The organism is Delftia lacustris (assembly GCF_040267515.1).
Taxonomy (GTDB): domain Bacteria; phylum Pseudomonadota; class Gammaproteobacteria; order Burkholderiales; family Burkholderiaceae_C; genus Comamonas; species Comamonas tsuruhatensis.
In genome coordinates this window covers 3,556,575-3,569,515 of sequence record NZ_CP141274.1, presented here as the reverse complement: position 1 = coordinate 3,569,515, position 12,941 = coordinate 3,556,575, and the positions used below count along the sequence as shown (strand labels likewise).

General features: G+C 68.5%; 9 protein-coding genes. 4 read left to right on the top strand and 5 right to left on the bottom strand.

Annotated elements, in window-relative coordinates:
- The first annotated feature begins 29 nt into the window (after positions 1 to 29).
- On the top strand, positions 30 to 626 hold the full coding sequence (locus tag U6958_RS17710; RefSeq protein WP_026062285.1) for a TetR/AcrR family transcriptional regulator: 597 nt from the start codon (positions 30 to 32) through the stop codon (positions 624 to 626).
- A 52-nt stretch (positions 627 to 678) separates the two neighbouring features.
- On the opposite strand, the gene U6958_RS17705 is transcribed toward U6958_RS17710, so the two are convergent.
- The 3 genes from U6958_RS17705 to U6958_RS17695 are packed head-to-tail and all read right to left on the bottom strand — an operon-like array spanning position 679 to position 3,649.
- Positions 679 to 1,539, bottom strand: a complete 861-nt coding sequence (locus U6958_RS17705) for an oxaloacetate decarboxylase (RefSeq protein ID WP_074922330.1) — start codon at positions 1,537 to 1,539, stop codon at positions 679 to 681.
- A 44-nt stretch (positions 1,540 to 1,583) separates the two neighbouring features.
- Entirely contained in the window at positions 1,584 to 2,594 is a 1,011-nt protein-coding gene (locus U6958_RS17700; RefSeq protein WP_074922328.1) for a tripartite tricarboxylate transporter substrate binding protein, read from the bottom strand.
- A 44-nt stretch (positions 2,595 to 2,638) separates the two neighbouring features.
- Complete coding sequence (locus U6958_RS17695; RefSeq protein ID WP_017405022.1) at positions 2,639 to 3,649, bottom strand: tripartite tricarboxylate transporter substrate binding protein; 1,011 nt, start codon at positions 3,647 to 3,649, stop codon at positions 2,639 to 2,641.
- 218 nt (positions 3,650 to 3,867) lie between these two features.
- On the opposite strand from U6958_RS17695, the gene prpR reads away from it, so the two are divergent.
- Positions 3,868 to 5,865 carry a propionate catabolism operon regulatory protein PrpR gene (gene prpR / locus U6958_RS17690; RefSeq protein ID WP_074922325.1) on the top strand — a complete coding sequence of 666 codons (1,998 nt, stop codon included), beginning with the start codon at positions 3,868 to 3,870 and terminating at the stop codon, positions 5,863 to 5,865.
- On the opposite strand, the gene U6958_RS17685 is transcribed toward prpR, so the two are convergent.
- Entirely contained in the window at positions 5,866 to 6,786 is a 921-nt protein-coding gene (locus tag U6958_RS17685; RefSeq protein WP_074922322.1) for a LysR family transcriptional regulator, read from the bottom strand.
- 67 nt (positions 6,787 to 6,853) lie between these two features.
- Here U6958_RS17685 and U6958_RS17680 point away from each other — a divergent pair, with 67 nt between their 5' ends.
- Entirely contained in the window at positions 6,854 to 7,786 is a 933-nt protein-coding gene (locus U6958_RS17680) for a pyridoxal-phosphate dependent enzyme (RefSeq protein WP_074922319.1), read from the top strand.
- Positions 7,787 to 7,820: 34 nt separating this feature from the next.
- Here the strand turns inward: U6958_RS17680 and prpF are convergent, their stop codons facing one another.
- Positions 7,821 to 9,032 (bottom strand): 2-methylaconitate cis-trans isomerase PrpF, encoded by a 1,212-nt coding sequence (prpF, locus tag U6958_RS17675; protein ID WP_074922316.1) that lies wholly within the window; start codon positions 9,030 to 9,032, stop codon positions 7,821 to 7,823.
- A gap of 581 nt (positions 9,033 to 9,613) precedes the next feature.
- On the opposite strand from prpF, the gene U6958_RS17670 reads away from it, so the two are divergent.
- The gene (locus U6958_RS17670; protein WP_074922313.1) at positions 9,614 to 12,895 is read left to right on the top strand and encodes an EAL domain-containing protein; all 3,282 of its coding nucleotides are present in this window, start codon (positions 9,614 to 9,616) and stop codon (positions 12,893 to 12,895) included.
- Positions 12,896 to 12,941 lie beyond the last annotated feature (46 nt).

Here is a 12,941-nt window from a genome sequence, read left to right as displayed (position 1 = left end):
ATACGTTTTGTATGTGAATGGAGTGCGCCATGCGCAAAAGCCGGGCCAGCATGATCGAGGAGACACGCGCCAAGCTCATCGAGGCTGCGCGCGAGGCCTTTGGCAGCCAGGGCTATGCCCAGGCCTCCATGGACGAACTGACGGCCAAGGCCGGCCTGACGCGCGGCGCGCTGTACCACCATTTCGGCGGCAAGCCGGGCCTGCTGGCCGCCGTGGTGGCGCAGATGGATGCCGAGATGGACGCACGCCTTGAGCAGGTGCTGGCCGACCATGCAGATCCCTGGGAGGGGTTCCTGGCCTACTGCCGTGCCTACCTGGCCATGGCGCAGGAGGGCGAGATACGCCGCATCGTGCTGCAGGATGCGCGCGCCGTGCTGACGGGCACGGACCAGGGCGAGCAGCACCGTGCCTGCATCGCCTTCGTGGCCGGCTACCTGGAGCAGCTCATGGAGCGCGGCGTGATCGTGCGGGCCAATCCGCTGGCCATGTCGCGCCTGCTCAATGGCTGCCTGGTGGAGTCGGCATTCTGGATTGCCGAGGAAGGGGCACCCCCCGAACGCCTGCAGCAGGCGCTGCAGGCGCTGGAGCTGACGCTCAAGGGGTGGAAGGCGCCTGCGAGGGGCTGAGCGGCTGAGCGGCGCTGCGCCAGCCCGCCCTCGCTCGAACTTCACTCGCGCTTCACTCGTACTTCTTTTCCAGCGCGTCCCAGAACGGCTTGTTGACCAGGCGCTGGCGCTCGGCAAAGGGGGCGACCACGGCGGGGTTCTCGTCCACCCTGCGCTCGTTGCGCAGCTGGCCCAGCGCCTTTTGCATGCCGGCCACGGCGCCTTGCAGCGCGGCATTGGCATACAGCACCAGGCCATAGCCCAGGTCTGCCAGTTCGCCCGCGTCGGTGATGGGCGTCTTGCCTCCGATCACCATGTTCATCAGCTGCGGCGTGGACAGGCGCTGGGGCAGGGCGCGGATTTCTTCGGCCTGGGTCACGGCCTCCACGAAGAGGATGTCGGCTCCCGCCTCGGCAAAGCGCTGGGCGCGCTCGACGGCAGCCTCGAAGCCCTGCGTGGCGCAGGCATCGGTGCGCGCCATGATCAGCGTGCCCTGGTCGCGGCGCGCGTCCACGGCGGCCTTGATCTTGCCCAGCATTTCCTCGGTGGAAATCACTTCCTTGCCATTGAAATGGCCGCAGCGCTTGGGGCTGATCTGGTCCTCGATCTGGATGCAGTCGGCGCCCGCGCGCTCCAGCGTGCGCACGGCGTGGTAGGTGTTGAGCGCGTTGCCGAAGCCGGTGTCGGCATCGACGATCAGCGGCAGATCCACGGCGTCGCGGATGCGGGCCGTGTGGTCGGCGATGTCGGTCAGGCCCATGAAGGCCTGGTCGGGCAGGCCGAACCACATATTGGTCACGCCAGCGCCGGTCACATAGATGGCCTCGAAGCCGAGATCGGCCACGACGCGCGCGGACAGTGCGTTGAATGCGCCGGGCACGAGCACGCCGCGGCGTGTTTCGGCCAGGGCCTTGAGTTGTTGCTTGGTGTTCATGGAGGGTTCTGTCGGATGAGGAAAAGCGATGCGCGTGCTGGCGCTCAGTCCAGCGTGATGTTGGCGTTCTTGATCACCGGGCCCCACTTGGCGCGTTCGGCCTCGATGAACTTGCCGTAGGCCTGGGGTGTGCCGCCCATGACCATGCCGCCCGTGTTCTCGATCATGGCGCGCACCTCCGCGTCCTTGAGGGCCTCGTTCACGGCCTTGTTCAGGCGCTCGATCACGGCCGGCGGCGTGCTGGCCGGCGCGATCATGCCCAGCCAGTTGTATGACTCGAAGCCCTTGATGCCCACCTCATCCAGCGTGGGCACGCCGGGCAGCACCTTCAGTCGCTGCTTGCTGGACACGGCCAGCGCCTTGACCTTGTCGCCCTGGATGGCGGGCAGGGCCGCATAGCCCATCTCGAACATGAAGGCCAGGTGGCCGCCCATCAGGTCGGTGGCCGCCAGCGCGCCGCCCTTGTAGGGCACATGGACCATTTCCGTGCGCGTCTGGAAGGCCAGCAGCTCGCCCGACAGGTGGTGGGCACCGCCCACGCCCGACGATCCATAGGTCAGCGTGCCGGGCTTGGCCTTGGCTGCCGCGACCAGTTCGGCCACGGTCTTGAACGGCTGGTTGGGCGCCGTGGTCAGGATCAGCGGCGCCTCTTCGATCAGGATGATGGGCTGCAGGTCGCGTGCGGCGTTGTAGGGCAGCTTTTTCATCAGCATGGGATTGGTCACCAGCGGACCCGGCGAGCCGAAACCGAAGGTATGGCCGTCCGTGGCCTTGGCGATGGCATCCGTGCCCGTCACGCCGCCCGCGCCGCCGCGGTTGTCGATCACGATGGGCTGGCCCAGGCTCTGGCCTATCTTGTCGGCGATCTTGCGGGCCCGTGTATCGGCAAAGCCGCCGGCCGCATAGGGCACGATGAACTTGATGGGGCGCGAGGGCCAGGCATCTGCGCCCTGGGCCACGGCGGTGGCGGGGGCAGCGAGCAGGGCGGCAGCGGCGGCGATGGCGCTGAGGGCCAGGCCCATGCCCAGGCGGAGGGTGTTGCGGCGGGTATTCATGGTGTCTTGTCTCGGTTGGGATCGGTGGTGATGGCGCAAGCGGTTCACTTTTCCTGCATGTTCGCGGCCTTGACGATCTCGCCCAGGCGCTTGCGTTCGGCGTCTGTGAACTTCACGAACTCGGCGCGCGTGCCTCCGATGGGTTCGATGCCCAGGCCCTTGAGCTTTTCCACGGTGGCGGGCTCCTTCATGGCCTTGTCCACGGCGGCGGCCAGCTTGTCCAGGATGGCGGGCGGCGTCCCCTTGGGCGCATGGATGCCGGCCCAGTGCGCGATCTGCAGCTCGGCAAAGCCCTGCTCCACGGCGGTGGACAGCTGCGGATAGGCCGAGATGCGCTGCGTCCAGGTGGTGGCCAGGGCCTTGAACTTGCCTTCGTTGAGGATGTGGGGCAGGGCGATGATGCTGGCCTCCGACGTGCCCTCCACCTGCCCGCCCAGCACGGCCGTCGTGCTCTCCGACCCGCTCTTGTAGGGCACGGGCTGCAGCTGGGCGCCGTACTTCACGTTCAGCATCTCGGCCACGAAATGCGGCGTGCTGCCCGTGCCGGCCGTGGCGAAGTTGAAGCCCTGGCCCTTCTTCGATGCCTCGACGAAATCGCGCAGGTTCTGGTAGGGCGCGTTCTTGGGAACCACGATCACGGACGGCGCCAGGCCGATCATGGCCACCGGAACCAGCGCATCGTCCTTGAACGGCATGGTCTTCTTGATCATGCTGTTGGAGATCACGCCGGCCGCGCTCACCAGCAGGGTGTAGCCGTCGGGCTGGGCCTTGGCCACGATGTCGGCGCCCACCGTACCTCCCGCACCCGCGCGGTTGTCGACCACCACGGGCTGGCCCAGGATCCTGGACGCGCCTTCGGCAGCCGAGCGTGCCATCAGGTCATTGGCGCCGCCTGCCGAGAACGGCACCACCAGGCGAATGGGGCGGGTGGGCCAGGCATCGGCGGCGCCGGCAGCCCGTGCAGCGACGGAGCAGGTCACGCCGGCCAGCGGCAGCGCGGCGGCAAGCAGGGTGGCCAGGGCGGTGCGGCGGGGCAGGCGGGATGGCTGGTTCATGGGGTCTCCTGGAAATGCTTGAAATGATTGAAACGCCTGGCCTGTTGCAAGTGGCATGCCACCGGATCAAAGGGTAAACCCTTAATATCGCAAGTTGTTGATGTGAATGGGTTTTGTGTTTCTTGAAAAGCCTGCTCTGCAGGCATTCATCGATTCGCCCGGTGCGGTGTTGCATGAATGAAATAATCGGTTGCATGAATGAATCAGTTGTGCCTTCCATGCATGCAACCCCTTCCGGCCCCCGCGCAGCCTGGCCGCGCGTCGTCACCGTGGGCCGCCACCGCATCGGCCGCGTGCTGGAGCGCATGTCGCTGGCCGTGGGCGACCAGGTGCGCGTGGAGCATGTCAGCGCGGCCTTTGACGATGCCGTGCAGGCCGTGCGTGCTCTGCAGGCGGTCGAGCCCATAGACGCCCTGGTGGCCGCAGGGGCCAGCGGCGCCTGGGTGCGCGAGCGGGTTGATATCCCCGTCGTCATGATCGAGGTGCGCGGGTTCGATCTGCTGCAGGCGCTGGCCAGCGCACGTGCACTGGCCCAGTCCGGCGGCACGCCGCGCATCGGGCTGGTGTCGTTCGACCATCCCTCGCCGCATCTGGCCCAGTTCGACGCGCTGTTCGGCGCCGGCATTGCGCAGTTCAGCTACCACGGACCCGAAGATGCCCAGGCCTGCGTGCGTGCGCTGCAGGCCGCCGGCGTGGGCGCCGTCGTCGCGCCCGGCCTGGTGGCCGACCTGGCCGAGCAGGCCGGCATTCCCAGCGTGCTGCTGTACTCCGATGGCGCCGTGCTGCAGGCCCTGCGTGATGCCGTGCTGCTGGCCCGCCACCGCCATGCCGAGCGCGCCCGCCACCAGCGGCTGGAAACCGTGCTCGGCCAGTTGCAGGACGGCGTGGTCGCCGTGGACACGCAAGGCCGCATCCAGGCCCTGAACCCCACCATGGCCGCGCTGCTGGGCGCGCCCGCCAATGCGCTGCATGGCCGGCTGCTGGACGAGGTGGCACCCGCGCTGGCACTGGCACAGGCGCTGCAGTCGCAGTCCCTGGAGCCCGAAGGCAGTGAAGACGTGGTCCAGCTGGCCATGCGCACCCTGGTCGTGCGGCGCGCGCCCATCGTGGAAAACGGCCAGCTCACGGGCGCCTTGCTGGTGTGCCGCGACCCGGCCACCATCCAGCGTGCCGACCGCCACCTGCGCGCCAACCGCAGCCTGCGCGGCGCGGGCGTGCGCTGGCGCATCGAAGACTACGCGGGCGACAGCGGGCCCGCCCAGCGCGTGCGCCGCCTGGCGCGCCAGTTCGCGGCCAGTGATGCCACCGTGCTCATCCAGGGCGACAGCGGCACGGGCAAGGAGTTGCTGGCCCAGGGCATGCACCGCGCCAGCCGGCGCGCGGCCCAGCCCTTCCTGGCGGTGAACTGCGCGGCCCTGGGGGAAAGCCTGCTGGAGAGCGAACTCTTCGGCTACGACGAAGGCGCTTTCACCGGCGCGCGGCGCGGCGGCAAGACCGGGCTGATCGAGGCGGCCCATACGGGCACCTTGTTCCTGGACGAGATCGGCGATATGCCGCTGGCCCTGCAGTCCCGCCTGCTGCGCGTGCTGCAGGAGCGCGAAGTGCTGCGCGTGGGCTCCACCACGTCCGTGCCCGTGGACCTGCGCGTCATCGCCGCCACGCATGCCGATCTGGCGACCCTGGTCGAGCGCGGTGAATTCCGGCGTGACCTGTTCTACCGCCTGGCCGTGCTGCGCCTGTACATGCCCGGACTGCACGAACGCGGCCCGGCCGATGTCCAGGCCCTGGCCCGCGCCATGCTGGCGCGGCGCCTGCGCACGCAGTCGCTGCAGGCGGAAGGGCCATCGCTGGAGCCCTTGCTGGCGGCCTTGCTGGAGCTGGCATCCGGCCACCGCTGGCCCGGCAATGCGCGAGAGCTGGACAACTGGGTGGAACGCCTGCTGGCCTGCCGCCACGACCTGCGCGACAGCGCGGGCCGCGTGGACATGGGCCGCTTGCGGGAGCTGTTTCCTGAATGCGGCGGGGCTGGGCAGGGTACCGTTCAGGCCCTGCCAGCGCAGCAGCGGCAACTGCAACTGCGCGAGGCCCGGCGCGATGCCGAGCGCCAGCGCATGCGCGAAGTGCTGGAGCAGGTACAGGGCGACCAGCGCCGCGCCTGCGAGATCCTGGGCATCAGCCGGGCCACGTTGTGGCGCAGGCTCAAGGCGCCGGACTGATCAGGGTGCATGGCCACCCAGCCGCTCGGCCAGGAAATCCATCAGTACGCGCAGCTTCAGTGGCAGATGTCTGGTGGGCGGGTGAAGAATCCACAGCTGGCCGCTGTAGTTGGGCAGGAAGCTCCAGTCCGGCAGCACCTGCACGATGCGCCCGTCCGCCAGGGCCTGCCGTGCCGTGAAGCGGGGCAGGCTGGCGATGCCGATGTGCTGCAGCACGGCGTCCAGCCGCACACCGGTGTGGTTGGCCGCATAGCGCCCGCGCACGGCCACGGTGACGGTCTTGCCGCGGCCGCGCAGCTTCCAGTGCGCGTCGCCGGGCTCCTCTCCCAGGTAGATGCAGCTGTGGGCCTTGAGGTCCAGCGGATGCGCGGGCGTGCCGTGCCGGGCCAGGTACTGGGGCGAGGCGCACAGCAGATGGTCGATGTCCATCAGGTGGCGGCCCATGAGGCCTGGCGGCGGGTGGTTGGTGATGCGTATGGCCAGGTCCACCGGGTCGTCGATCAGGTCCATGTAGCGGTCTTCCAGCCGCATCTGCACGTCGACCTCGGGATACAGGGCCAGGAAGTCGGGCATGTGGGGATGGACCACTGTACGGCCCACGGCCTTGGGCACGCTGATGCGCACCAGGCCGCGCGGCTGCGCGTCCTGCAGCAGGGACGCGGCCATGACGGCCTGGGCGGCGCCCACCATGTCCAGGCAGCGCGCATGCACCTCGCGGCCGGCCTCGCTCAGGCGCAGCTTGCGCGTGGTGCGTTCCAGCAGGCGCAGGCCCAGAGCCCTTTCCAGCCGCGCCACGCCCCGGCTGGTGGCCGATGGCGTGCTGCCCAGCTGACGCGCGGCCTCGGAGAAGCTGCCCGTGTCCACCACCTTGACGAAGATGGCCATTTCCCCGAACAGGGGCAGGGCTTGATTTGTGCTCATGGCGCAAAGAATATTTGAAAAGCCAAGGGATTATCGCGGCTGAACGCCAGTCCTACACTGCCACCCCATGCCTTTGCACACCTTCACTCCCCTTATCCCGTCCCATGCCCTGAGCCACGCCGGTGGTCCTGAAATCTGGCTCAAGCTGGATGCGCTGCAACCCTGCGGATCATTCAAGCTGCGCGGCATAGGCCATGCCTGCGAGACCCTGGCGCGCCAGGGCAAGAAGCGCTTTGTGGCCTCATCGGGCGGCAATGCGGGCATTGCCGTGGCCTATGCCGGGCGGCAGCTGTCCATACCCGTCACCGTGGTCGTACCGCAAACCACGACCGAACATGCGCGGGCACTGATCCGTGCCCAGGGCGCCGAGCTGATCGTGCATGGCGCCGTCTGGGACGAGGCCAATGCCCTGGCCCAGTCCCTGCTGGACGCCGAGGATGCCTTTGTCCATCCGTTTGACGACCCGCTGCTGTGGACGGGGCATTCCACCCTGGTCGATGAGCTGGCCGCTGCCGACTTCAAGCCCGACGCCGTGGTGCTGGCCGTGGGCGGCGGCGGCCTGCTGGCCGGCGTGGTGCAGGGCCTGGAGCGCCATGGCTGGACCGATGTGCCCGTGATCGCGGCGGAGACGGCCGGCGCCGATTCTCTGGCGCAGTCCCTGGCCCAGGGCCGCCGCGTACTGCTGGACCGCATCACCAGCGTGGCTACTTCGCTGGGCGCGCGCCAGGTCTGCCAGAGAGCCTTCGATCTGGCGCAGGTGCACCCCGTGCGAAGCGCCGTGGTGACGGATGCGCAGGCGCTGCAGGCCTGCCTGCGCTTCATTGACGACCATCGCCTGCATGTGGAGCCGGCCTGTGGCGCCGCGCTGGCCCTGGCCTACGGGCGCGCTCCTGCGTTGCAAGGCTTCCAGCGCGTGCTGGTGGTGGCCTGCGGCGGCACGACGAACACGCTGGAGCAGCTCCAGGCGTGGCGTGGGGCGGCGCTGGCAGCCGAGGCGTGAGCACGGCTGCGGCCTGAAGTCCCGGCCCGCGCATTCATGCGGCGCTCAACACCTCGCCGGGGACCCTGATCCAGCCTTCCATCAGGATGCGTGCGCTGCGGCTCATCAGGGCCTTGGTCACCTGCCACTGGCCGTTCACCAAACGGGCCTCGGCGCCCACGCGCAGCGTTCCGGAGGGGTGGCCAAAGCGCACGGCGCTGCGCTCGCCGCCGCCTGCCGCCAGATTCACCAGCGTGCCCGGCACAGCCGCTGCGGTGCCGATGGCCACGGCAGCCGTGCCCATCATGGCGTGGTGCAGCTTGCCCATGGACAGGGCGCGCACCAGCAGGTCCACGTCACCCGATTCAATGCGCTTGCCGCTGGATGCCGTGTAGGCGGCCGGTGGCGCCACAAAGGCGATCTTTGGCGTGTGCTGCCGTCTGGCGGCCTCGGCCAGGTCCTTGATCAGCCCCATCTGCAGCGCTCCGTGGGCGCGTATGGCCTCGAAGCGGGCCAGGGCCTCGTCGTCCGTGTTGATGGCGTCCTGCAGCTCGCAGCCCGTGTAGCCCAGGTCCTGGGCGTTCAGGAAGATGGTCGGAATACCCGCATTGATCAGCGTGGCCGCCAGGCTGCCCACGCCGGGCACGTCCAGCCGGTCCACGAGGTGGCCTGTAGGGAACATGGCTCCGCCATCGTCTCCTTCATCGGCGGGATCCAGGAACTCCAGCGCCACTTCGGCGGCCGGGAAGGTCACGCCATCGAGCTCGAAGGAGCCGGTCTCCTGGACCTGGCCTTGCGTGATGGGCACATGGGCCACGATGGTCTTGGCGATGTTGGCCTGCCAGATGCGAATGGTGACCGTGCCGTTGCGAGGAATGCGCGCGGGATCTATCAGTCCCATGTGGATGGCGCAGGGCCCCACGGCGGCCGAGAGGTTGCCGCAGTTGCCGCTCCAGTCCACAAACGGCTGGTCGATGGCGACCTGGCCAAACAGATAGTCCACGTCATGGCCTTCCCGCGTACTGGGAGCCAGGATCACGGCCTTGCTGGTGCTGGACGATGCATTGCCCATGCCGTCGATCTGCTTGCCGTACGGGTCGGGGCTGCCCAGGGCGCGCAACAGGATGGCGTCGCGCACGGGTCCGTGGTGCCGGGCCGCCTCGGGCAGATCCTGCAGGCGAAAGAACACGCCCTTGCTGGTGCCGCCGCGCAGGTAGGTGGCAGGGATGCGCAACTGGGGAAGAAAGGTTTCGGGGATCGCGCCCATCTCAGGCCTCCTGTGCTGTTGTTCGTATCTGTGTCTGTTCTTGCGGTCTGCCGATCGCCGGAGCGCGCAGCCTCTGGCGGCGGTTGATGCCCATGGACGGTGTCCCCTGCGGTGTCAGGCGATGGCAGTAGGCCAGGTTTGTTGCAAGCGCCATGCCATCCGCATCAAGGGAAAACCCGTGCAAGCCTTGCAGCGCGCCAGCACAGGGCGTGTGCACTGCGGTGCTGGCTGCCGCCGCAACATTCGTTTCACTGTCGTTTCAAAATTGCTGCTTTTGATTTCATGGATGAGGGAGCGTGCAACGGTTAGGTCCCCCAGTCCCACGCCGGCCTGCGGAGCTCTCTAGGGTTTGCCCGGGCCAGCCTTCAGCAAGTGTGCTTGCAGACGATAGAGGAAGGGTGTTTGTAGGATTTGTCTTATCCATGGTTCGCCTGCCGCGTGCCGAAATCCATTTATCCTCGCGCTCTGCTCCACATGGCCTGTACTGCCCTTTCCGGTGAACCTGCCATGGGGCTGGCAACGAGCGGTTCCGTGCTCCTGGACCGATTTCCCGTGACCGCCTATTCCGCCTTAGCCGCTCCATGTCAGTTTTTGCCCAGCGCACGCTTGTAGCCATCCGGGCCGCCTGGCCAGCCGCAACCGTCATGGCGGTGGGCATGTGCCTGAGCGCTGTGCTTGCCTTGCAGCAGCAGCGGGCGCTGGAGCGTATCGACCTGCAGCGCCATACCCAGCAGGCCCAGTCGGCCCGCCAGGCGCTGGAGATGCGCCTGGATGCCTACGCGGTCATGGTCCAGCATGTGGCCAACCAGCTGGCCGCCTCTCCCGAGATGGGGCAATCGGCCTTCGCGCGCATGGCGCAGGCGCTGCGCATACAGGCGCAGCCGGGCATGCAGGCGCTGTCCTTTACACGGGCCGCAACGCAGCGCGGTCTGCCCGGCCAGGATCAGGCCTTCACCGCCCGGCCCGGGCCCCACTATTTCTTCATCGACTATCTCTGGCCGCTGGAGGGCAACGAGTCCATTGCCGGCCTGGACATGCACGACCGCCCCAGCCTCATGGCCAGCATGGTGCGCAGCCGCGACAGCGCGGCCGCCGTGGTCTCGGCACCGTTTGCGCTGAAGCAGCCCGGCGAGCATGCCACCGCCGTGCTGGTGCGTGCGCCTGTCTTTGCGCTTGTGGACCACCAGTCCCCGGACGGGGAGGTCGCGCAGCCGCTGTTTCTGGGGACTGCAGACGTCAGCGTGCGCGTGCACGACCTGGTGCAGGACCTGCATGAACGCGGCTTTCTGCGCCGGCTTGCGCTGGCCATGCATGACGCAGGCCCGACCTCGCCCCTGCCGCCGGCCGGCATATCGCCGCTGCCGCTGTACCTGGGCGCGGCCTGGCCGGAGCGCGGGCAGGAGGCGGCCGGCATGGGCGACACCGGCCAGGTGGTGCTGGAGCAGACGCTGCAGGCCCAGGACCGGCTGTGGCGGTTGAACTTCATTCCCATGGGGACGGCCCTGTCCTGGACCGAGCGTGTCCAGCCCCTGGTTCTTTTCGCGCTGGGCATGCTCGTGTCGGCCCTGCTGGCGTCGCTGGCGGCGGCCTGGTGGCGGCGCCATCCTTCCAGCTGGGCCCAGCTGCGCGCCTCCTCCCGCAGCATGCGCGAGAGCGATGCCCGCTTTCAGGCCCTGTTCGAGCAGGCTGCCGTGGGCGTGGTGCAGGTCGATGCGGCCAGCGGCAACGTCCTGCATGTGAACCGCAGGTACTGCGACATTACCGGCCATGAGGCGCAGCAGCTGTGCCAGCGGCCCCTGCTGGCCCTGTTGGCGGCCGAAACCCTGGAGGGCGACCGGGTGCTGCTGCAGGAGCTGACGGCGGGCCAGCGCGGGGCGCTGCAGATCGAGCGGCAGCTGCGGCGCCGCGACGGCACCCTGGTCTGGGTGGAGCTGCATATCTCCGCGCTGGGCCATGGCCCGTCCCGGCGGCTGATGGCGCTGGTGCAGGACATCAGCGCGCGGCGCCACCTGCAGCAGATGCAGCGCGATGGATCGCGCCATCTGCGCATGGTCATCCAGCGCCTGCCTCTGGGCCTGGCCATGCTTCAGGACGATGGCCGCTTCGCCTACTGGAACGAGGAATTCATGCGCCTGGCGGGCCACGGTGCCACGGCCGGCATGGATGGTGATGGCTGGTGGTGCAACATGTGTCCCGATGAAGCCCGCCGCCTGCGCATGCAGCGCCGCTTCGAGGCCGCGCAGGCAAGGGCGCGCGTGGCACAGAGCCTGCACAGCGGCGAGTCCGACAGCTGCGGCACCCTCAACTGCGAGGAATACCAGCTCATGGGCAGCGATGGCCGCACGCGTTCCGTATCGATAGGCGGCATGCTGCTGGACGAAGGCTGCCTGCTGATCCTGCAGGACCAGAGTCAGCGCAAGACCGCCGAAGAGGAAATCCGCCGCCTGGCCTTTCACGACGCGCTCACCGGCCTGCCCAACCGCCGCCTGCTGGTGGATCGGTTGCAGCAGGCGCTGGCCTCCAGCCGCCGGCGCGGGCGCTGCGGCGCCGTCATGCTGCTGGACGTGGACAACTTCAAGGCCTTCAACGACAGCCTGGGGCTGGAGCTTGGCGATGTGCTGCTGCGCATGATTGCCGAGCGCCTGGCGCAGTCCCTGGGGCCCGAGGCCACGCTGGCCCGCCACAGCGGCGATGACTTCGTCGTGCTGCTGGAGGACCTGGGCAAGGACTCCATGCATGCGGCCTCGCAGCTGGAAGGCGAGGTCCAGCGCATGCGTTCGCTGCTGCAGCAGCCGCTGCAATTGGCAGGCCAGTCCTGCCACATCACGATGAGCATTGGCGCCAGCCTGTTCGGCGAGCAGGAACTGAGCGCCGACGAGGTGCTGCGCCGCGCCGAAATGGCCATGTACCAGGCCAAGGGCATGGGGCGCAACACGCTGCAATTCTTCGATCCGCAGTTGCAGGCCGTGCTGCGCTCGCGCACGGCCATGGAGCAGGAAATGCGCGAGGGCCTGGTGCGCAGCCAGTTCGTCCTGTACTACCAGCCGCAGATGGCGCACGGACGCATCGTGGGTGCCGAAGGCCTGCTGCGCTGGAACCACCCGCGCGAAGGGCTGGTGCCGCCCTCGCTCTTCGTCTCGCTGGCCGAGGAGACCGGCCTGATCCAGCAACTGGGCGAATGGGTGCTGGGCGAGGCCTGCAGGCAGCCGGCGCAATGGGCGGCGGACCCCGAAATGGCCTGCATGGTGCTGGCCGTCAACGTCAGCCCGCGCCAGTTCCACCAGGCGCGCTTCGTGGAGCAGGTGCTGCAGGCGCTCAAGGAGCATGGCGCCAACCCGCGCCTGCTCAAGCTGGAGCTGACCGAAAGCCTGCTGCTGGCCGACGTGGACGACACGGCCGCCAAGATGGCCACGCTCAAGGCCCACGGCGTCGGCTTCTCGCTGGATGACTTCGGCACAGGCTATTCCTCGCTGGCCTATCTCAAGCGCCTGCCGCTGGACCAGCTCAAGATCGACCGCAGCTTCGTGCGCGACGTGCTCAGCGACCCCAACGACGCGGCCATTGCGCGCACCATCGTCGCCCTGGGCACCAGCCTGGGACTGCAGGTCATCGCCGAAGGCGTGGAAACCGAGGCGCAGCGCCAATTCCTCGAAGACCAGAGCTGCCACGTCTGGCAGGGCTACCTGCTCAGCCCGCCCGTGCCCGTGCGCAGCTTCGAGGCCCTGGTGCGCGAGGCCGCCCCCGCGCAGCGCCCCCCGGCCTTGAGCCCCGCATGCCTGACCCAGCCGGCGCAACACCGGCCCGAAGTGGCGGAATGCACGGACGCCAGCACGGGGCCAGAGGTCCCTTCAAACCATTCTTGACATTCGCAGCGGCCCCGCCCGGGCCGCTTTCCATTCTTGAGAGGGG